Origin of the sequence: Albimonas pacifica (assembly GCF_900113695.1) — a bacterium.
In the GTDB taxonomy this organism is placed as follows: domain Bacteria; phylum Pseudomonadota; class Alphaproteobacteria; order Rhodobacterales; family Rhodobacteraceae; genus Albimonas; species Albimonas pacifica.
Genome location: NZ_FOQH01000004.1, coordinates 381,495 through 402,212, shown reverse-complemented (window position 1 = coordinate 402,212; position 20,718 = coordinate 381,495). Strand labels below are relative to the sequence as shown.

General features: G+C 74.9%; 15 protein-coding genes and 1 pseudogene. 5 read left to right on the top strand and 11 right to left on the bottom strand.

Annotation, left to right across the window (positions count from 1 at the left end; translation table 11 throughout):
• Nucleotides 1-205: 205 nt before the first annotated feature.
• From BM064_RS10190 to BM064_RS10175, 4 genes are all read left to right on the top strand, one after another.
• The gene (locus tag BM064_RS10190) at nucleotides 206-2,269 is read left to right on the top strand and encodes an OmpA family protein (protein ID WP_092859652.1); all 2,064 of its coding nucleotides are present in this window, start codon (nucleotides 206-208) and stop codon (nucleotides 2,267-2,269) included.
• On the top strand, nucleotides 2,266-2,607 hold the full coding sequence (locus BM064_RS10185) for a hypothetical protein (protein WP_092859651.1): 342 nt from the start codon (nucleotides 2,266-2,268) through the stop codon (nucleotides 2,605-2,607). Before BM064_RS10190 ends, BM064_RS10185 begins: the two co-directional genes overlap by 4 nt.
• 79 nt (nucleotides 2,608-2,686) lie before the next feature.
• On the top strand, nucleotides 2,687-4,075 hold the full coding sequence (locus tag BM064_RS10180) for a glutamine synthetase family protein (protein WP_092859650.1): 1,389 nt from the start codon (nucleotides 2,687-2,689) through the stop codon (nucleotides 4,073-4,075).
• 147 nt (nucleotides 4,076-4,222) lie between these two features.
• A complete protein-coding gene (locus BM064_RS10175) occupies nucleotides 4,223-4,801 on the top strand; it encodes a response regulator (RefSeq protein WP_092859649.1) in 579 nt (192 codons plus the stop codon).
• On the opposite strand, the gene BM064_RS10170 is transcribed toward BM064_RS10175, so the two are convergent.
• Nucleotides 4,737-5,966, bottom strand: coding sequence for a UbiH/UbiF/VisC/COQ6 family ubiquinone biosynthesis hydroxylase (locus tag BM064_RS10170; RefSeq protein ID WP_092859648.1), 1,230 nt, complete (start codon nucleotides 5,964-5,966; stop codon nucleotides 4,737-4,739). The two genes, BM064_RS10175 and BM064_RS10170, sit on opposite strands and share 65 nt — an antisense overlap.
• 103 nt (nucleotides 5,967-6,069) lie before the next feature.
• Here BM064_RS10170 and BM064_RS10165 point away from each other — a divergent pair, with 103 nt between their 5' ends.
• Nucleotides 6,070-7,404, top strand: coding sequence for an amidase (locus BM064_RS10165; protein WP_092859647.1), 1,335 nt, complete (start codon nucleotides 6,070-6,072; stop codon nucleotides 7,402-7,404).
• A 92-nt stretch (nucleotides 7,405-7,496) separates the two neighbouring features.
• Here BM064_RS10165 and puuE read toward each other — a convergent pair.
• From puuE to flgK, 10 genes and pseudogenes are all read right to left on the bottom strand, one after another.
• Nucleotides 7,497-8,402 (bottom strand): annotated as a pseudogene (gene puuE / locus BM064_RS10160) (allantoinase PuuE); the annotation flags it as partial.
• Between the two features lie 352 nt (nucleotides 8,403-8,754).
• Complete coding sequence (locus BM064_RS10155; RefSeq protein WP_092859645.1) at nucleotides 8,755-10,749, bottom strand: acetyl-CoA carboxylase biotin carboxylase subunit; 1,995 nt, start codon at nucleotides 10,747-10,749, stop codon at nucleotides 8,755-8,757.
• Between the two features lie 109 nt (nucleotides 10,750-10,858).
• Entirely contained in the window at nucleotides 10,859-11,563 is a 705-nt protein-coding gene (locus BM064_RS10150; protein WP_092859644.1) for an SOS response-associated peptidase, read from the bottom strand.
• Between the two features lie 130 nt (nucleotides 11,564-11,693).
• Nucleotides 11,694-12,677: a glutathione S-transferase family protein gene (locus BM064_RS10145; protein ID WP_092859643.1), complete on the bottom strand. Its 984-nt coding sequence runs from the start codon at nucleotides 12,675-12,677 to the stop codon at nucleotides 11,694-11,696.
• 107 nt (nucleotides 12,678-12,784) lie between these two features.
• A complete protein-coding gene (locus BM064_RS26840; RefSeq protein ID WP_143103299.1) occupies nucleotides 12,785-13,558 on the bottom strand; it encodes a PhnD/SsuA/transferrin family substrate-binding protein in 774 nt (257 codons plus the stop codon).
• Nucleotides 13,559-13,817: 259 nt separating this feature from the next.
• Nucleotides 13,818-15,398 (bottom strand): cisplatin damage response ATP-dependent DNA ligase, encoded by a 1,581-nt coding sequence (locus BM064_RS10135; RefSeq protein WP_092859642.1) that lies wholly within the window; start codon nucleotides 15,396-15,398, stop codon nucleotides 13,818-13,820.
• Nucleotides 15,399-16,406: a ligase-associated DNA damage response exonuclease gene (locus BM064_RS10130; RefSeq protein ID WP_092859641.1), complete on the bottom strand. Its 1,008-nt coding sequence runs from the start codon at nucleotides 16,404-16,406 to the stop codon at nucleotides 15,399-15,401. It lies immediately after the preceding gene.
• Between the two features lie 412 nt (nucleotides 16,407-16,818).
• A complete protein-coding gene (locus BM064_RS10125) occupies nucleotides 16,819-17,886 on the bottom strand; it encodes a flagellar basal body P-ring protein FlgI (protein ID WP_092859844.1) in 1,068 nt (355 codons plus the stop codon).
• A gap of 250 nt (nucleotides 17,887-18,136) precedes the next feature.
• Nucleotides 18,137-19,141 carry a flagellin gene (locus tag BM064_RS10120; protein WP_092859640.1) on the bottom strand — a complete coding sequence of 335 codons (1,005 nt, stop codon included), beginning with the start codon at nucleotides 19,139-19,141 and terminating at the stop codon, nucleotides 18,137-18,139.
• Nucleotides 19,142-19,196: 55 nt separating this feature from the next.
• The gene (gene flgK / locus BM064_RS10115; protein ID WP_092859639.1) at nucleotides 19,197-20,657 is read right to left on the bottom strand and encodes a flagellar hook-associated protein FlgK; all 1,461 of its coding nucleotides are present in this window, start codon (nucleotides 20,655-20,657) and stop codon (nucleotides 19,197-19,199) included.
• Nucleotides 20,658-20,718 lie beyond the last annotated feature (61 nt).

Genomic DNA, 20,718 nt, shown 5'->3' with positions numbered 1-20,718 from the left:
AATCGGCGCTCCGCCCTAGCGCATGGCGGGCCCGAGAACAACGTGGCGTAGGGAAAACCGGGCGGTCCGAGGGCGCGCGCGCACGCGCGCAGGAGCGCGAGGGCGGCGGCGAGGCCCCTTGCCCCCTGCGCGCGCCGGGTCCTAGGAAGAGGCGGGACGCGGCAGGGGCCGCGTGCGGGGGGCGGAGACGGAGACGGCGACGCGCATGGCCCAGAACCGCGACGATGACCGCAAGGAGACCCCCGACGGGCGCCGCCCGCCGGCGCAGGACCCGCGGGCGAGGCCGCCCGCGGCGAAGGTCTCGCCCCGTGGAGGCTGGTCGGTGTTCGCGATGGGGCTGGCGGGGCTCGCCGTCCTCGTCGGGCCCGGCGCCTGGGTGGCGGCCGGCCAGGCGCAGGCGCTGACCGGCGCGCGGGCCAACGCCGCGCTCGCCGCCGCGGGCGCCGACTGGGCCTGGGCCGCGGCCGACGGCCTGGCGCTGCGGCTGGAGGGGACGTTCCCCCAGGCCGCCGCGCGCCAGCTCGCGCTCGCCGCGCTGGCCCAGGCCGCGCCCATCGCCCGGATCGAGGACCACGCCCGCCCCGCCGAGCGCGCCCAGGCACCCGGCCCCGCCGCCCCGGTGCTGCTCGCCGCCGCCGGCGATCCGGAGCCGGCGCGCCCCGCGATCTCGCCGCCGCCCGACCCGGACGTGCCCCTGACGCTGGCCCGCGACGGCGACGGGATCACCGTCGCCGGCGCCGTGCATCCCGACCTGCTGGAGGCGCTGCGCGCGGCGCTGGCCGAGCTGCCGGAGCCGCCGGACCTGCACGACGCCACCCTGACCGCCACCCGCCCGCCCTCGCCCGAGGACCTGGCGCTGGCCCGCGCCGCGGCGCTGGCGCTGGCCCGGCTGGCCTCGGCCCGGGCCGAGATCGCGCCGGGCGTGCTGTCGCTGAGCGGCGCGCCGCTGACCGCGGCCGCCGGGGCCGAACCGGGCGAATCCGCCGAGGCCGTGGAGCAGGCGCTGCGCGCCGCCGCGCCGCCGGGGGCGACGCTTCTGCTCGACATCTCCCGCCCGCCGCCGGCCTTCAGCCCGTTCCGCTTCGTGGTGACGCTGGGGCCCGACGGGCCGACCCTGCTGGGCTGCGACCTGCGCGACGCGGCCGAGCGCGCGGTGGTGCTGGCCGCCGTCGACGCCCTGCCGGGCGGCCCCGCGCGGGAGGGGGCGCTGTGCCGGATCGGCGTCGGGGCCCCCTCGGACCGCTGGGGCGCGGCCGCCGTGGCGGGGATCGAGGCGCTGGGCGAGCTCGGCTCCGGCCGGTTCGAGATGATCGACTCCGACGCCCGCCTCGTCGCCGCGCCGCAGACCCCCTCCTACCCGTTCGGCAAGACCGCCCGCGCGCTGGCCGAGCGGATGCCGGAGGGGTTCGTGCTGCGCCTCTCGCCCCCGCCCGCGCCCGCCTGGCGCCCGGGCCCCGAGCAGACCGAGCAGGGGGAGCCCGCCCCGCCCCGCTGGTTCGCCATGCGCCTCGACCCCGAGACCGTGACGCTGCAGGGCGCGGCCCCCGACGCCGCCACCCGCGACGCGGTCGCGGCCTTCGCCCGCGCCCGCTTCGGCATCGGCGGCGTGCAGGACGCGATGGAGCTGACCGACGCCGCCCCGCCCCCCGCCTGGCGGCGCGCGGCGCTGGCCGGCATCGACGTGATGCGCACGCTGGAGCGCGGCACGCTCGCCTTCGACGGCGAGGCGGCGCGGGTCCGCGGCGCCTCCACCCGCCCGATGGCCGCGCGCGAAGCCGCGCTCGCCGCCGCCCGCTTCGGGGAGATCGGCGTGCCCGCGACGGTCGAGGTCACCGTGGACCTGCCCGCGCTCGCCCGCCGCCTGCCGCTGGCGCCCTCGGCCTGCATCGAGGACCTGCAGGGCGCGGTGGACGCCGCCCCGATCCAGTTCGACCCCGGCGCCGCCCGCGTGGCGCGCGAGAGCCTGGGCACGCTCGACGAGCTCGCCTCGATCCTCGAGCGCTGCCGGGGCCTGACCGTCGAGATCGGCGGCCACACCGACAGCCAGGGCCGCGAGTCCACCAACCAGGCCCTGTCCCGCTCCCGCGCCGAGGCGGTGCTGGAGGGGCTGTTCGCCCGCGGGGTCCCGTCCGGGCGGATGCTGGCGCGCGGCTATGGCGAGAGCCGGCCGATCGCCGACAACGGCTCGGAGGAGGGCCGCGCCCTCAACCGCCGCATCGCCTTCCAGGACGCGGCCCTGGCCGACCCGCCGGAGGACCTCGACGAATGACCCGGCTGGAGCTGGCCCTGGCGCTGGGCGCCGCGATGACCCTGTCCGCGGCGCTGGGCTGGGCGCTCCACGCCCTCTGGGCCCGCCTCGTGCGCCGCCCCGGCGCCGAGGACGCCCGCCTCCAGGACCTCTCCCGCCGCCTCGCCGACGCCGAGGAGCGCCGCGATGCGCTGGTCGCCGAGGCCGAAGCCCGCAGCGCCGGGCTCGCCGCGCGGCTGGAGGAGGTCGAGACCGAGCTCACCCGCGCCCTGCACGAGCGCGAGGCGGAGCTGGAGGCGGCGATGGACGCCATCGGCGCCCTGCGCCGCGAGATCGCGGAGCTGACGGGCGAGGGCTGAGGCCGCCCCCGGGCCCCTCGCTGCACCGCAGCGTGCGCTTGCCCCGCCCGTCATCGCCGGGCTATCCCGGAGGCAGGACATGGCACTCACGGGGACCAGCATGACGGAAACGGGCGGCGTGCGCGCGGGATATGGCGTGATCGAGGGGCCCGAGCCCACCGACGACATGCCCTCCGAGGTCCTGCCCGAGGGCTGCCATACCATCGTGCTGGGCGTCGGCGACCTGAACGGCATCCTGCGCGGCAAGCGGGTGACGGCCGAGCACTGGCGCTCGGTCCGCCGGCGGGGGATCAGCCTCGACAACACCTTCTTCGCCATGGACGTGGGCAGCCTGCTGGTGCCCAACGACTATTCCGCCGCCGACAGCGGCTATCCCGACCTCAACATCCTGCCCCGCGGCCCCCTGCGCCCGATCCCCTGGGAAGACGGCGTGTGGATGTGCCTGGGCCGCGCGCAGGAGAAGACCGGGGAGCCGATTCCCCTTGACCCCCGCCAGCCGCTGCTGCGCGCGGTCGAGAAGGCGCGGTCGATGGGCCTCGAGCCCCGCGCGGCGGGCGAGCTGGAGTTCTACCTCCTCGACCCCGCCACCGGCCGCCCGCGCGAGAACCGGCCGGAATGCTACGGCCTCGCCCGCGCGGCGGAGCTGGAGCCGGTGCTGGGCCCCGTGCGCCGCAACCTGGCCGCCATGGGCGTGCCGGTGGAGCAGTCGAACCCTGAATTCTCCGCCGGCCAGGTGGAGGTGAACCTGCGCCATGCGCCGACCCTGGAGGCCGCCGACCACACCCTGCTGCTGCGCGGCATGATCAAGCAGATGGTCCGCCCGATGGGCCTGGTCGCCAGCTTCATGGCCAAGCCCTTCCACGACCGCTCCGGCAACGGGTTCCACGTGCACCACTCGCTGTGGCGCGATGGGCGCAACGCCTTCGCGACCGACGGCGGGTTGTCGGACGAAGGGCGGTGGTTCCTCGGCGGGCTGCAGGCGGCGATGCGGGAATCGAGCCTGGTGGGCTCCACCCACCCCAACGCCTACCGGCGCCGGAAGCTCTATTCCTACGCGCCGACCTCGGCGTCGTGGGGCGTGGACAACCGCACCGTGGCGCTGCGGGTGATCGACGGCGAGGACGCCGCCGACGACCCCATCGTGCGCATCGAGAGCCGCGAGGCCGCGGCCGACTGCAACCCCTACCTGCTGATGGCCGTGCAGCTCGCGGCCGGCCTGAAGGGCATCGAGCAGCAGATCGAGCCCACCCGCCCCACCGAGGGCGACGCCTACGCCGCCGACAACCGTCGCCGCCTGCCCACCGACCTGCACGAGGCGATGGAGGCCGCCCGCGCCTCGGCCTTCCTCGAGGAGGCGCTGGGCCCGATGATGGTCGACCTGCTGATCCGCAACGCCGAACGCGAGCTGGAGATCGTCGAGAGCGAGGTCACCCCCCTCGAACTCGCCCGCTACCTCGAGGTGATGTGACCCCCTCCGCCGGGGGTGAAGATCAACTTCAAGAATTTTAACTTTACGAATCTTCAACCATGGGGGTTCGGCGAGGTAAAGAGTTCGGGCACGCAACGGGACGCGGGGGGCGAACGGGGTGAGGCCGAGAGAAGCGGGAGGGGCGGCATGCGCTGTCTGATCGTCGAGGACGACACGTCTCTGGCGGAGCTGGTTCGGCTCGAAATCGGGGATCATGACGTGGAGGGGGTCTGCATGCCCTCGATCGCCGCGGCCATCGCCGCGATGAAGGAGGCGCCGCCGGACGCGCTGGTCATCGACCTGACGCTGCCCGACGGCTGCGGCCTCGAGGTCGCGGCGGAGGCCCGGCGCCTGTGCCCGCAGGCCCCGGCGCTGATCTTCACCGGTTCGGAGGAAGCCGACGCGCTGGCGATCTTCCGCAGCCACGCCAACGTGCGGGCCGTGGTCGCCAAGCGGGTCGAGGACGGGGACGAGGTCGGCGCCCTGGCCCGCAGCCTGGCCAGCATGATCCGCGGCAGCGACGCGCCCTGCCCGGGCCTCGCGCGCGGCTTCCCGGGCGGGACCGGCCGCGCCGGCCCCTCGCCCGAGCTTCAGGCCCGGCGGGCGGCGATGCAGGCGACGCTTCGCAAGGCGGCCGAGGGGCGGCCGCCGGCGACGCCGCTCAGACCCGTTCGCCCCGCAGCATCTTCGGAAGGTCGCCCGAGACCCCCGCGGCTTCGCGCATGAAGGCGCGCCGCGCCGGACGCAGCGCGGTGGCGAGCCGCACGCCCGCGTCCCGGATCAGCCGCAGCGCCGGATCGTCGGAAGAGAACAGGCGGTTGACCGCGTCCATCCCCAGCGCCAGCGACACCCCGTCGAAGCGCCGCCAGGTCTGGTAACGCTCGAGCACGAGGCTCGCGCCGATGTCCTCGCCGCGCCGCTTCGCCTCGGCCAGCACCTCGGCCAGCGCCGCGGCGTCGCGCAGGCCCAGGTTCAGGCCCTGCCCCGCGATCGGGTGCACCGCATGGGCCGCGTCGCCCACCAGCGCCAGGCGCGGGGCGATCCAGCTCTGCGCGACCGAGAGTTTCAGCGGATACATCCAGCGCTTGCCCGCCAGCGTCACCGCGCCCAGCGCGCCGCCCATGCGGGCCTCGACCTCGGCGCGATAGTCGGCGTCGGGCAGGGCGTGGATGCGCCGCGCTTCGGCCGTGCGCTCGGTCCAGACCAGCGAGGACCGCCGGCCGCCGGGCAGCGGCAGCACCGCGAAGGGGCCGCCGGGCAGGAAGCGCTGGCGCGCGACGCCCTGGTGATCCTTCTCGTGCTCCACCGCGCAGACCAGCCCGGTCTGGTCGTAGCCCCAGCCCGTGCGCCGGATGCCGGCGGCGCGGGCGAGCGGGCTGTCGCGCCCGTCGCAGGCGATCAGCAGCGGCGCGCGCAGGGTCTCGCCGGTCGACAGGTCCGCCTCGGCGCCCGCGTCGTCGCGCCGGGTCGCCAGAACGGTCGCCGGCGCATGGATCGCGATCCGCGGATGCGCCTGGCAGGCCCGCAGCAGGGCGGGGCGGAGCACCCGGTCCTCGACGATCTGGGCGGCGGGGCCCTCGTCGATCTCGTCATGGTCGAAATGGGCCAGCGCCGCGACGGCCCGCTCGCCGGGGCGCGCGTCCTCGAGCACCACCTCGCGCACCGGCTGGGACTGGGGGCCGATCTCGTCCCAGACGCCGACCACGGTCAGGAAGCGCCGCGAGGCCAGCCCCAGGTTGTAGGCGCGACCGTCGAAGCCCGGGTCCATGCGGACGTCCGGCTCTGCCGCGTCGATCAGCGCCACGCGCAGCTCGGCGCCGGCCAGCGCCAGGGCCGTGGCGGGCCCGTTCAGCCCGCCGCCTACGATCAGCGCGTCGGCATCCTGTGTCATGCCCCTGTAATTGCGCCGCCCGGGACGGATGTCCATGGATTGCCGCGTCGCGGGGCGGCGGCTACCGTGCGGCCGGAACGCGCGGACGGTGGGAGGGACCCCAATGAGCGAGAGCTGGCGGAGCATGACGGCGGCGGACCTGGGCCGCGGCATCGGGGCGGGCGAGATCGACCCGGTGGATCTGGCCGAGACCTTCCTCGCCGCCATCGAGGCCCACCCCCTGCGCGACCGCGTCTACCAGCTGACCACGCCCGAGCGCGCCCGCGCCGAGGCGAAGGCGGCCTCCCAGCGCGCCAGGACCCGCACGCGGCGTCACCTGCTGGACGGCGTGCCGATCTCCTGGAAGGACCTCTACGACCTCGCCGGGACGAAGACCCGCGCCGGCACCGCGATGCTGGACGAGGCGCCGCCCGCGACGGTCGACGCCGTCTGCCTCGCCCGAGGCACGCAGGCCGGCCTGGTCTGCCTGGGCAAGACGCATATGACCGAGATCGCCTTCTCCGGCCTCGGCGTGAACCCGGTGACGGCGACCTCGCCGAACCCGCACGATCCGGACTGGGCGCCGGGGGGGTCCTCGTCGGGGGCCGCCGCCTCGGTCACGCAGGGGCTGGCGGCGGCGGGGATCGGGTCGGACACCGGCGGTTCGGTCCGCATCCCGTCCGGCTGGCAGAACATCACCGGGCTGAAGACCACGCTGGGGCTGATCCCGGTCGAGGGCTCGCGCGCGCTGGCGGCGGGCTTCGACACGGTGGGGCCGCTCTGCCGCTCGGTCGAGGACGCGGCCCTGCTGACCTCGATCATGGCCGGCACGCCGGCGCCGGATCTCTCGGGCGCCTCGCTGAAGGGCAAGCGCATCCTGATCGACCGCGCCACCATGTACGACGGCGCCGACCCCGAGCCGGTGGCCGCCTTCGAGGCCGGGATCGCGAAGCTGGAGGCCGCCGGCGCCGAGCTCGCCTGGGCCGACGTCCCCGAGTTCGCCGAGATCCTGACCGTCGCCGCCCCGCTGATCGTCGCCGAGGCCTGGGCCGAGTGGGGGGAGAAGATCGAGACGGTCGGCGACCGCATGTTCCACCAGGTCCGCCAGCGCACCGAGCCGGGGCGCGACATCTCCTCGGCCGCCTACCTGCGGGCGCAGGCGAAGATGATGCAGGTCCGCGCGAAATGGGCCCTGCGCGCCGCCGGCTTCGACGCCGCGGCGATGCCCACCGCGCCGATCCTGCCGCCCTCGGTCTCGCGCCTGCTGTCGGACGACGAATACTACAAGCGCATCAACCTGATGGCGCTGCGCAACACCCGCATCGGCAACCTGCTGGGCCTCAGCTCCCTGACCCTGCCGCTGCCCGAGCCCGGCTGCGGGTTGATGCTGTTCGGCAAGCCCTTCGGCGAGGGCGAGCTGTGCCGCCTGGGCGCCGCGGCGGAAAAGGCCCTGGCCTGAAGCAGGCGGCGGGCGGCCGCGCCCCCCCTCGGTCGCCCCGCCCGCCCACCCCTGCGCCCGAGGGGGGGGAGCGGCCGCCCTCACTCCGGTTTCGGAAACCGCGCCTCCCAGTGGCGGGCGATCTGGGTGCGGGTGGCGACCCAGATCTCGGGGTTGGCGCTCACTTCGTCGAGGAACCGCTTCAACGCCGCCGCGCGGCCCGGCTTGCCCAGCAGCCGGCAGTGGATGCCCACCGAGAACATCTTCGGCGCGCCGGCGCGGCCCTCCTCCAGCAGGATCTCGACCGAGTTCGACAGATACTCGTGGAAGGCGGACGGGCTGCCCCAGCCCTGCGAGGAGATGAAGCGCGCGTCGTTGGCATCCAGCGTGTAGGGCAGCATCAGCTGCCAGCCCGAGGCCGCCCTGTGCCAATAGGGCAGGTCGTCGGCATAGGTGTCGGCGCACCAGGCGAAGCCGCCCTCCTCGGCCACCAGGTCGACGGTGTTCATCGAGCAGCGCCCGAGATACCAGCCCAGCGGCCGCTCGCCCACGACTTCCGTATGCAGGCGGATCGCCTCGTCGAGATGGGCCTTCTCGTCCGCGCGCGAGAAATCCTTGTATTCGATCCAGCGCAGCCCGTGGGAGGCGATCTCCCACCCCGCCGCCTTCATCGCCGCCACCGCGTCGGGGTTGCGCGCCAGCGCCATGGCGACCCCGTAGACGGTGACCGGCAGGCTCCGCTCCGTGAACAGCCGATGCAGCCGCCAGAACCCGGCGCGCGAGCCGTATTCGTACATCGTCTCCATGTTCCAGTGGCGCTGGCCCGGCCAGTTGGTCGCCGCCGTCACCTCGGAGAGAAACGCCTCCGACTGTGCATCCCCGTGCAGCAGGCAGTTCTCGCCGCCTTCCTCGTAGTTGATCACGAAACTGACCGCGAGCTTGGCGCCCCCCGGCCATTCCGGATCGGGCGTCTTCGCGCCGTAGCCGATCAGGTCGCGGGGATAGTCGGGATCGTACATGGGGCGCGCCTCCGCAGCTCGTTCGCCCCGATATTGACGCGCCCCGCCCCCCGTTGGGAAGCGGCGCGGCGGCGCACCGCCGGAGTTCGGGCTCGAGCGCCTGTTCCCCGGAGCCGTCCGTCGCGGATGCCGATCAGAGCGAGTCGGCCGGAGCGGTCAAGGATCGCGAAGCGACCGCGCTTGCGCGGCTTGTCCTTGACCGCTCCGGCCGACTCGCTCAGGCATCAGACGCGATGGACGGCTCCGGGGAACAGGCGCGCCCTTGTTCCTTGGTGAGTCCCGAGCCCCTTCCCGCGCGAAGCGCGCAGGCCGAGCGAGCCCCGCCTCGCGAGGCTCCCCCGCCAGCGGCCCCTCAGGCCGCCTCGGCCTCCGGATCCGCCAGCCGCAGCAGGATCGCCCCTTCCGAGACCTGCGCGCCCTCGGCGCAGAGCAGTTCGGCGACCTCTCCGTCCCGCGGCGCGGTCAGCCGATGCTCCATCTTCATCGCTTCCAAGACGATCAGCGTCTGCCCCTCGACCACCCGGTCCCCGGGCGCCGCGGAGACGACCTTCACCAGCCCCGGCATCGGCGCGGCCAGCGCGTCGCCCGAACCGCCGGCCTCGGTCGCCGCGGCGATCGGGTCGGGGGGCGTCCAGGCGGTGGCCTCGCCGTCGAGGATCACCGTCACCTTGCGCTCGTGGCGCACCAGCGAGACGGGGCGGGCCGGCCCATCCGCGACCGTGACGCGTAGCCCCTCGCCGGCGGGGGCGAGGCGCAGGGGGACGTCGCCGGCCTCGGTCGCCCAGGCGAACCGGCCGGGACCGAGGATGGCGAGGTCGACGCGGGTCTCGCCCTCGGGCCCGGTCAGCTCCACCGTGCGCCGCTCGGGCGACCACAGCCGCCAGCCGTCGGCGACGGCGAAGGGCGCGGGGTCCGCAGCGGGCGCGTCGAGGCCCAGCGAGGCGACGGCGGCCAGCGCCGCGGCCTCCGGCGCGACCGGCGCGGGGGCGGTCAGGGCGGAAAGCTCCCGGTCGATCAGGCCGGTGTCCATCTCGCCCTTCGCGAAACCGTCATGGGCCAGCAGCGCGCGCAGGAAGGCCACGTTGGTGGTCAGGCCGGCGATCTCGGAGGCCGCCAGCGCCGTGCGCAGGCGCGCCAGCGCCTCGGCCCGGTCCTTGCCGTGGGCGATCACCTTGGCGATCATCGGGTCGTAGTGGGGGGTCACCTCGTCCCCCTCGCGCACGCCCGAGTCGATCCGCGCCAGCTCCTGCGGCAGGCGCAGGCGGGCGAGGCGGCCGATCTGGGGGAGGAAGCCCCGCGGCGCATCCTCGGCATAGAGCCGCGCCTCCATCGCCGCGCCCCGGATGCGCAGCTCCTCCTGGCGCAGCGGCAGCGGGTCGCCGGCGGCGACGCGAAGCTGCCACTCCACCAGGTCGAGGCCGGTGATCGCCTCGGTCACCGGGTGCTCGACCTGCAGACGAGTGTTCATTTCCATGAACCAGATCCGGTCGGCGCGCAGGCCCTCGGAGGCGTCGGCGATGAACTCGACGGTGCCGGCGCCGGCGTAGTCGACGGCGCGGGCGGCGCGCACGGCCGCCGCGCCGATCTCGGCCCGGGTCTCCTCGGACATGCCGGGGGCGGGCGCCTCCTCGATCACCTTCTGGTGGCGGCGCTGGAGGGAGCAGTCCCGCTCGAACAGGTGCACGGCGGCACCGTGGGCGTCGCCGAAGACCTGCACCTCGATATGGCGCGGGTGGGTCACGTATTTCTCGATCAGGACGGCGGGATCGCCGAAGGCGGAGGCGCCCTCCCGCTGGGCGCCCTGCAGTGCCTCGGCGAAATCCTCGGCCCGGTCGACGCGGCGCATGCCCTTGCCGCCGCCGCCGGCGCGGGCCTTGATCAGAACTGGAAAACCGATCTCGGCGGCGCGCTCGGCCAGAAAGGCGGGGTCCTGCTCGGCGCCGTGGTAGCCGGGCACCACGGGGACGCCGGCCTTCTCCATCAGGGCCTTGGCGGCGTCCTTCAGCCCCATGGCGCGGATCGAGGCGGCGGAGGGGCCGATGAACGTCAGCCCGGCCGCGGCCACCGCCTCGGCGAAGTCGGGGTTCTCGGACAGGAAGCCGTAGCCGGGGTGGATCGCCTCGGCGCCGGCGGCTTTCGCGGCCTCGAGGATGCGGTCGCCGCGCAGGTAGCTCTCGCCGACGGGAGCGGGGCCGATGCGCACCGCCTCGTCGGCCTCAGCCACGTGCAGGGCGCGGGCGTCGGCGTCGGAATAGACGGCGACGGTGCGCACGCCCAGGCGGCGGGCGGTGCGGATCACGCGGCAGGCGATCTCGCCGCGGTTGGCGATCAGGATCTTCGCGAACATGGCTCGTCCTCCCGGTGTCGACGCCGTCTCCCGCGGCCGGAGACCGTTGTCGCCGGGCGCGCGGCGGCGCGCAAGGGCGAGGGCGCCGGCCTGCGGCCGGTCCCCGCCGTCAGGCGTCCTCCGGCTCCCAGGGCGCGATCAGCTCGGGGTCGTCGTCCTTGATGCCGTTGACCCGGGGATGGACGGTGTGGTGGGCCCAGAACCCCTCCGGCGCGGGCGTCATCAGCGCCGCGGCGCCGCGGCCGGCCTCGCCCAGCCACAGGGCGACGTCGTCGGGGGCGATCACCACCGGCTCGCGGTGGTGCAGACCCTCGAGGTCCGGGCCGGCGCCGGTGGTGACGATGGCGCAGGCCGCCAGCACCTGGCCGTCCTCGGGGTTCTTCCAGCTCTGCCAGACGCCGGCGAAGGCGAAGAGCGAGCCTTCGGGCCCGCCGGCGGCCGGGCGGATCCAGTGCGGCTGCTTGCGCTCGCCGGCCCTGGTCCATTCGTAGAAGCCGTCGGCGGGGATCAGGCAGCGCCGCTCGCGGCAGGCGTCGCGAAAGGCGGGCTTCTCGGCGATCGTCTCGGCGCGGGCGTTGATCAGCAGCGGCCCGCCCGAGGGGGTCTTGTACCATCGCGGGATGAAGCCCCAGCGCAGCGGCGCCAGCAGGCGCCTGCCCTCGTGGCTCAGCACCACGGGGATGTCGGTCGTGGGGCAGACGTTCCAGCGAGGGCCGAGATTCCCAAGCCGCTCCGCCAGCCGCGGCGAGGGCTCGGCCGCGAAGGTCGCCAGGACCGAGTCCTGGGGGGTGGTCAGGGCGAAGCGTCCGCACATGGACGTCTACCTACCGCGCCTCCGCCCGCCGGAAAAGCGCCCCGCCCGCCCCATGGCCCCCATGCGCCGCGCCGGCCCCGCGCCGCGGGCGGGGCCGGGCCCCGGGCGCAACGGCCGTCGCGGCGCCTCCTCAGGCGGCCTCCAGACGCTCGCGCCCATGGGGGGCGTCCCAGTCCAGCACGGGGCCGAGGGGGACGATCCGGTGGGGATTTATCGACTCGTGGCTGTAGTGGTAGTGCCGCTTGATATGCGCGAAATCGGTGGTCGAGCGGGCCTCGGGCCGCTGGTAGAGCTCGCGGGCATAGCCCCACAGCGCCGGCATGTCGCACAGCCGGCGGATGTTGCACTTGAAGTGCCCGAAATAGACCGCGTCGAACCGCGCCAGCGTCGTGTAGAGCCGCCAGTCCGCCTCCGTCAGCCGCTCGCCCATCAGGTAGCGCGACCGCGACAGACGGTCCTCCAGCCAGTCGAGCGTCTCGAACAGCGGGACCACGGCGTCCTCATAGGCCGTCTGCGTGGTGGCGAAGCCCGACTTGTAGACGCCGTTGTTGAGCGTCTCGTAGATCCGCGCGTTCACCGGCTCGATCGCCTCGCGCAGGTCCTCGGGCCACAGGCGCGGGGTTTCGCCCGCCACCGCGTCGAAGGCCTGGTCGAACATGCGGATGATCTCGGCGCTCTCGTTCGAGACGATCGTCCCCCGCTCCTTGTCCCACAGGATCGGCACGGTCGCCCGCGTCGTCGCCTTGGGGTCGGAGGCCAGGTAGATCTCGCGCAGGAACGCCTTGCCCATCAGCCGGTCGCCGGTGGCCCCGGGGAAGTCGGTCGCGAAGGTCCAGCCGTCCTCGAGCATGTCCGGATGCACCACCGAGACGTCGATATGCGCCGCCAGCCCCTTCGCCTCGCGCAGGATCAGCGCGCGATGCGCCCAGGGGCAGGCCAGCGAGACATAGAGGTGGTAGCGCCCGCTCTCGGCCTTGAAGCCGCCCTCGCCCGAGGGGCCGGGGGCGCCGTCGGCGGTGACCCAGTTGCGGAAGCTCGACTCCGAGCGCTTGAAGGCGCCGTCGTCGCCGGTCAGCCTGCCCGTCGTCCACTCGCCCTCGACCAGCATTCCCATGGGTCGCGCCTCCGTTGATCGTTTCCTGATCCAAACCTAGGGCGCTGGCCGGCCCCGGCCCACCCCGGTTTCGTCAACGGTCCGTGGCCGGGACGGCGACGCCGCGGTCAGAGCCGGGCCAGCGTCGCCAGCCGCCGGGCGGGATCGTAGTCGGGATCGGCGAAGGCCACGATGCGCGCCAGGTGCAGGGCGCGGCGGAAGGGCTCTGTCGCGGGATCGACCAGCGCCTCGACCAGGGCGGCGCGCAGGCGGGCGCGGGTTCCGGTCTCGGTCAGGGCCGAGGTCACGAAGGGCGGCGCCGGCAGCGGGTCGGACCAGCCGATCGCGGTCAGCTCGGCGGCCGCGGGCTCGTGCGTGCGGGCCAGCGCCCAGCTCAGCGCGTCGACCGCGGCGCCCCTCGCCCGGCCCTCGGCCAGCGCCCGGATCGCGGCGCGGGCGTCGGGGCAGGCGACCAGCTCGCCCACCGCGGCCCGGCCCAGCGCGTCGACCAGCGCCGGCTCCCCGCACAGGCTGCCGGCGGCGACCGCGAAGGGCTCGCCCGAAAGCGCGGCGAGCCCCGGCGCCCCGCCCCGGTCGGCCTGCGCCCGGGGCACGAGGAACACCGCCGCCACGCGGCCGGCGCCGCAGCCCTCGGCGTCGTAGACGGGGGCGCAGATCAGCCGCGTCGCGGCCGCGGCGCCCGCCACATGGGCCTGCGCGTCGACCTGCGAGAGCAGCAGCGACGGGTCCGCCCAGAGCGCCTCCGGCCGCCGCTCGCGATCCAGCGGCGGCGCCTCGATCCCTGCCTTTTCAAGCTGTTGGGAAACGGCGGCCCACAGGCCGTCGGTGGCCTCGCGCAGTTCCGGCCAGTCGAAGAGCGGCAGCGCCGCGGCTGCGGTCATGGCCGGCGCGACGCGACGGGGGCCACGCCGGACGAGCGGGTGAGCCCGGAGGCCGGTCGCGGTCGCCGCTCCGGTTCCGGGGGCAGGCTGGATCGCGTCACGCTGGTCCCGCTCCGTGAAAAGGGCCCTGCGCGGACCCTGCCGTCTTCTCGATTTGCTCCGTCGACGCTAACGGAAATTCGGCGGCAGGGACAAGACGCGACGGCGTATGCGCGTGCGTTCGGCCCGGGGCTGCGGCGCGCGGCGAGGGGCGGCGGCGTCATCCCGGGATCATCGCGCGCAGCGTCTCCAGCCGGTCGGCCTCCTCGATCGGCTTGTCCCAGCGGATGCGCTTGATCCGCGGGAAACGCATGGCGAGGCCCGAGCGGTGGCGGGCCGAGGCCTGCAGCGCATCGAAAGCGACCTCCAGCACCAGGCCGGGCTTCACGGCGCGCACCGGGCCGAAGCGCTCGGTCATGTTGGCGCGCACCCAGCGGTCGAGCTCGATCAGCTCCTCGTCCGTGAACCCCGAATAGGCCTTCCCGACAGGGGCGAGGCGGGGGCCGTCCTCCGTCTCCTCCCACGCGCCGAAAGTGTAGTCCGAGTAGTAGGAGGAGCGCTTGCCGTGCCCCCGCTGGGCGTACATCAGCACGCAGTCGGCGGTCAGCGGATCGCGCTTCCACTTCCACCACGGGCCGATGGGCCGCCCGCCGGTATAGGGCGCGTCGCGGCGCTTGAGCATCAGCCCCTCCTCGCCCTCGTCGCGCTGGGCGTCGCGGCGGGCGGCGAGCTCGGGCCAGTCCTCGAAGGGGATCTCGGCGGAAAGGTCGAGGCGCGGGGCCCCATGCGCCTGCGCCCAGCGGGCGAGGCGCGCGCGGCGGGCGTCGTAGGGCAGCGCGCGCAGGTCCCTCCGCCCGTCGTGCAGCAGATCGTAGGCGCGGATATGCGCCGGCAGCTCCGCCAGCATCTTCGCGGTCACCTTCTTGCGGCCGAGCCGGGTCTGCAGGTCGGCGAAGGGGCGGACCTCGCCGCCCTCGACGATCAGCAGCTCGCCGTCCACGCAGCCGCGCCAGCTCATCGCGTCGAGCAGGTCGGGAAAGGCCGGGCCCAGGTCCTCGCCGGTGCGGGAATAGAGCCGCCGCCCGGTTTCGGTCGCCACCGCCTGCACGCGGATGCCGTCCCACTTGGTCTCGGCGGCGAAGTCCGCGGGGGCCAGCGTGGTCAGCCGCTCGCCCTCGATCGGGTTCGCCAGCATCATCGGGCGGAAGGCGAGGGAGAGGTCCGCCTCCGGCTCCGGCCCGCCTTCCAGCCAGCGGAACAGGTCGGCGTAGGGCGGTTCGAGGACGAACCACAGCTCCTCGATCCGCTCCAGCGGCCGGCCGAAGCCCTCGGCCAGCGCCGTGCGGGCGAGGCGGGCCGAGACGCCGACCCGCATCCCCCCGGTGCAGAGTTTTATGAGGGCGAAGCGGGCGGAGGCGTCGAGCCGGTCGAACAACGCCGACAGCAGCCCGGGGCGGTCGCTGCGGGTGGCCGACTGCAGGGTCTGCACGACCTCGTCGAGGCCCGGCGCGGGGCCGGGCGGGGTCGGCGGCTCGGGCCAGATCAGGGCGGTGGTCTCGGCCAGGTCGCCGACGAAATCGTAGGACAGGCGGAACAGCACCGGGTCCACCCGCGCCTCCGCCACCCCCCGGATCACCGACGGGGTGAGGTTCGGAAGCTCCAGCCCGCCGGCCAGCGCGGCCAGCGCCCAGCCCCGGTCGGGGTCCGGCGTGTCGCGGAAATAATCCTTAAGAAGCTCGAGCTTGGCCGTGCGGCGCGGGGTGTGGACCAGCGCCTCGAGCAGGTGGGCGAAGGGCTGCATCTACATCGCCTCCTCCTCGCCGCGGCCGGCGAGGGCGAGGGGGCGGGCGTCGATGCCGCGCCCGGCGCACCAGTGGCACAGGGCCTCCTCGGCGCCATGCGTGACCCAGACGGTCTCGGCCTGCGTCTCGAGGATGGTGGCGGTCAGCTCCTCCCAGTCGGCGTGGTCGGAGACGACCAGCGGCAGCTCGACGCCGCGCTGCTTGGCGCGCTGGCGCACGCGCATCCAGCCGGAGGCGGCGCAGATCACCGGGTCCGGCAGCCGCCGCGCCCAGCGGTCGTTGAGCGCGCCGGGCGGGGCCAGCACGATCTCGCCCGCCAGCGCCTTGCCCTGGGAGCCGACCTGCTCCAGCGGGCCGAGGGGCACGCCCTCCCGCTCGTAGACGCGGCAGAGGCCGACGAGGGCGCCATGCAGGAAGATCGGGCGGTCCCAGCCGGCGGCGCGCAGTTCCGCGATCAGCCGCTGGGCCTTGCCCAGCGCATAGGCGCCGATGGCGTGGCAACGCTCCGGGTGGGCGGCGACGGAGGCGAGCAGGCGGGCGATCTCCTCGGCCACGGGCGGGTGACGGAAGACCGGCAGGCCGAAGGTGGCCTCGGTGACGAAGAGGTCGCAGGGGACCGGCTCGAACGGGGCGCAGGTGGGGTCGGGGGCGCGCTTGTAGTCGCCCGAGACGACGGCGCGGCGGCCATGCGCCTCGATCACCACCTGGGCTGAGCCGAGCACGTGGCCTGCCGGGACCAGGCGGATCGTGGCGTCGCCCAGCTGCAGGGTCTCGCCCGGGGCGAGGGCCTGGGCGCGGGCGAAGGCGTCGCGGCCGTAGCGGGCGGCGGCGATGGCGACGGTTTCGGGCGTGGCCAGCAGGGCGCGGGAGCCGGGGCGGCAGTGGTCCCCGTGCCCATGGGTGACGACCGCCCGGGCGACCGGGCGGTGGGGGTCGATGTAGACCCCGGCCGGGGGGCAGTAGAGGCCCTCGGGGCGGAGCTCCAGGAGGTCGGTCGCGGCGCGCATGGCGGGAAACTGGCGCGCGGGAGGCGGTTCGGCAAGGCGGCGGGCGTCGCGCGCGGGGCGGCCGCCGCCCGCCCCGGCGACCCTCCCGCCCGCCCACCCCGGGTCGCCGGGGCGGTCGGCGGCGCGAGCCGTCCCTGGACTTGCAGCGGGGAGAAGGGCGCTGCGCCTTGCGGGCGGGCGCCTGGCCCCGGGCGAGGCCTGGGGCGCGTCGGCCGCCCGCCGCAGGAGGGACGGGCGTCGAAGGGGCCCGGGTTTCGGTCGCGACCCATGACGCATCGGGTTTCGTGGGGCCCGCGTCTCCTGCGGGCCCGGGGCGCAGGGGATCGTGGACGCCCCGTCGTCATCGCGCGGTCCGGCGCGAGCGCTTTCGCGACGGGCTTCTGGACGCGCCGGCGGCGCTTTCGGCCGGGCGCTACTGCACGATGAACTCGGCGTGCAAGGCGCCGGCGGCCTTCACGGTCTTGAGGATCTCCATCAGGTCGCGGGGGCTGACGCCGAGGGCGTTCAGACCCTCGACGAGTTGGGAGAGGGTGACTTCGTTGCCCACCACCGCGAGGGGCGTGCCCGGGTCCTCCTCGATGGCGGCGTCGGTGCGGGGGACGACGATGGTCTCGGCGCCCCGCGGGGCGAAAGGATTGGGTTGCGAGACGATGGGCGTCTCGCGGATGCGCAGCGTCAGGTTGCCCTGGCTGATCGCCACGCGGCTGACGCGGACGTCGTCGCCCAGCACGATGGTGCCCGAGCGCTGGTCGACGACGACGCGGGCGCGGCGGGCGGGCGCGACCTCGAGGTTCTCGAGCACCGACATCAGCTGGGCGGGCGGCATGCCGGCGCGGGCGAGGTCGAGCTGCACGGTGCCGGCGTCGGTCATCCGGGCGATGGGCCTGCCGGCGGCCTCGTTGATGCGCCCGGCGATGCGGGCGGCGGTGGTGAAATCCGGCTCGCGCAGGGCGAGGCGGAGGGAGCCCAGGGCGTCGAAGGAGAACTCGATCTCCCGCTCCACCCGGGCGCCGTTGGGGATCACGCCGGCGGTGGGGACGCCCTGCGTGATCGTCTCGGCCTGGCCCTGGACGGTGACGCCGCCGGCGAGGACCGAGCCCTGCGCGACGGCGTAGATCTCGCCGTCGGCGGCGTTGAGCGGGGTCATGATCAGGGTGCCGCCCTGCAGGCTGTCGGCGTCGCCGATGGCCGAGACGGTGACGTCGATCTGGCTGCCGGCGCGCGCGAATGGGGGCAGCACGCCGGTGACCAGCACCGCGGCGACGTTGTTGGGGCGGAACTGTTCGCCGGTGATGTTGACGCCGAGGCGCTCCAGCAGGTTGGTCAGCGCGTCCTCGGTGAAGGGCGCGTTGCGCAGCCCGTCGCCGGTGCCGTTGAGGCCCACGACCAGGCCGTAGCCCACCAGGTCGTTGCCGCGCACGCCGTCGAACTCCACCAGGTCCTTCAGGCGCACGCGCAGGGCGTCGGGCGCCGCCTCCATCACGCCGAGGGCGAGCGGACCGCCGGAGGGGCCGAGGCGGGCGTACTCGTTGTCCGAGCCGGGTCCGCCGTCCGCCGCGACCGGCCCGCCCCACAGAGCGGCGAGGAGCCAGGCCAGGATGGCGAGAAGGCGGAGGGCGACCGACGCGCCCTCCGCAGGCGTTCGCCGGGATCCGGCCGGGGGCGTCGTCGCATTCTGCGTCGTCGCGGGAAGGGTCATTCTGCGTGTCCGTCTCTTCGGGGGCCGGGGGTCACCTCAGGAAATCGGTCAGGTTGAGGCGCGAGAGGCGGGAGGTGATCAGGAAGATCCGCTCCAGCTGCTGCTCGATGGCCTGGAACTCGGCGGCGGCGTCGTAGGGATCCTTCGACGTGGCGGCGTTCCAGGCGAGGTCGAGGGCGTCCTTGCGCGCCGCGATGCGGACGGAGGCGTCCTCGAGCGCCTGCTCCGACAGGCCGAGGAGGGCGCGCGACTGCACCAGGGATTCGCGGGCGGACATGGTGACGGCGGCGGCTTCTTCGAACAGCTCCCCCTCGGCGCCGGCGGGACCGGCATAGGCCGGATCGACGGCGACCGCGGCCAGGGCGAGCCCGCGGAGCAGTTCGCGCACCTCCGGGTCGTCGGCGCGGCGCGAGATGGCGACGTCGTCCCCGGAGTCGATGCCCGCGCGGGGGGCGTCCTCGGCGGCGCCAAGGTAGCGCGCGTCGAAGCCGCCGCCGACGTCGAAATAGGTCTCGACCTGGGCGATGGCGTCGGCCGCGTCGGCGGCGCCCGCGACCGCCGCGGCGACATCGGCGAGGATCACGTCGGGATGCTCAAGCGCCGGCCGGTCCACGGCTGCGCCGGAGAACAGCGTGCGCCCGGCGTAGGTGGTGTTGAGGTTCTGCACCGCGTTGCGGAACGCGTCCCCGGCCCCCGCGGCATGGATGCGGGCGGAGCTCATGTCGTCGCGCGCCACGGCGGCGGCGAGCTCGGGCCCGATGCCGTCGGCGAGGTCCTGCAACCCCGCCATCACCGTCTGGGTGAGGTCGAGGCGGCCCTGGGCGAGCGTGATCGACTCGGCTTCGCGCAAGGCGCGGGCCTGCGAGCCCTCGATCGCGAGCAGACGGCGCGGGTCGCCGCCGGACGCGGCGAAGAGATCCGCCTTCATGCCGGTGTTCAGCTCGCGTCCGGAGCGTTCCAGGGACGCCCGCACCTGCCCCGCGTCGCGTTGCAGGCGAAGGGTGGCGGCCAGGTCGGGCAGCGGTCCGGTGATCATGCCTCGTCTCCCCAGGATGCATCGGCCGGGTCAGGGCCGGCGGCGGCGCGCAGCGTCAGATGTCGAGCAGGCGGCGCAGCAGGCCGTCGAGCGTCTGCAGCACGCGGGCGTTGGCGGCATAGGCCTGTTCGACCAGCAGCAGGTCGGACATCTCGCGGTCGGAATCGACGCCGGTGGAGCTGGCTTCGGCCTCCGCCTTGATGGCGTAGCGCCCGTCGGCGAAGGCGGCGGCCGCCTCGGCGTCCGCTGCGGCGCGCGCGCGCAGCGAGGCGACCGAGTCGACCAGGTCCATGAAGCTGCGCGAGCCGCTGACTCCGGAGCCGGCGGGCGTGGCCATCGGCTCGCGCATCGCCGCCAGATGGGCGCGCGACAGGGTGTCGAGGCCCGCCGGTCCCTCGACGACCGCGTTGATCCCGTCGCGCATCCGCCAGGCGGCGCCGCCCTGCGCGGGGTCGACGGCCGCGTTGATCTCGATCCGCGCGGCGAGGCCGACGACGTCCAGCGGATCGAAGGCGCCGCCCTCGTCGGTGAACAGGCCAGGGTCGCCGGGGGCCAGGGTCGGGTCGACCGCCGGGTCCTCGAACCGCAGGATCAGGTCCTGGGCGATGGCGTCGAGCTGGGCCTGCGCCTCGGGCGCGGCGACGTCGCGGATGGCGAACTGCGCCCCCAGCGCGCCGCCGTCGAGCGGGCCGTCCCCGGTTCCCGCAGCGATCGGTTCGCCGTCTAGGATCAACGCGTTGAGGCCCGTGGAGGCGAGGGTCATGTCCGCGGTGATCAGGCTTTTGGCGTCGAATTCCAGCAGCGCGGGCCGGCCCTCGAGCAGGACGGCGCCGCCGGGGGTGTAGATCGCCAGCACCCCCTGGTCGCGGCGGGCGGTGCGCACCGGGATGATCTCGGCGAGGCGATCGATCTCCTCGCCCCGCGCCTCCTCGAGCGCGGCGGTGGAGCGGCCGCCGGCGGTGGCGGTGGCGATGTCCTCGTTCAGCGCGTCGATGCGCGCGAGCGAGTCGTTGGCCTGCTCGACCATGCGCGTGATCGCGGTCTCGGCGTCCATCCGGGTCGACTGCACGTCCCGCGAAGCCGAGACCAGCGCCCGGGCGAGGTCGCCGGCGGCGGTGACCGCGCCCTGCTGGAGAGAGGGCGCCTCCGGCGTCTCGGCGAGGCGGGCGATCGCGTCCTCCAGCGCGATGGCGCGCGAGGACAGGGAGCCGACCTGGTCGGCGGCGCCGATGGCGTCGGCCAGCACCGACTGCGGGCCGGCGAAGGCCTGCTCGCGGCCGAGGGTCGACTGGGCCGCGCGACGTTCGAACGTCGCGCGGGGATCGACGGCGCGGACCACCTCGTGCATCCGCACGCCGCGGCCCTCGCCGGCCGCCACGGCGGCCGATACGGTCAGCGACCGGCGCGCATAGCCGGGCGTCAACGCATTGGCCACGTTGTCGGAAATCACTTCCGCCCGCTTCGTCGAGGCGGTGAGGCCGCTGAGGGCGTTGGATAGCGCGACGCCGATGCTCATGATCTGGTCCGGTCAGTGCGAAGGGAGGCCGGCCGCGCGGCGGGCGCGCGGCCGGCCGGGG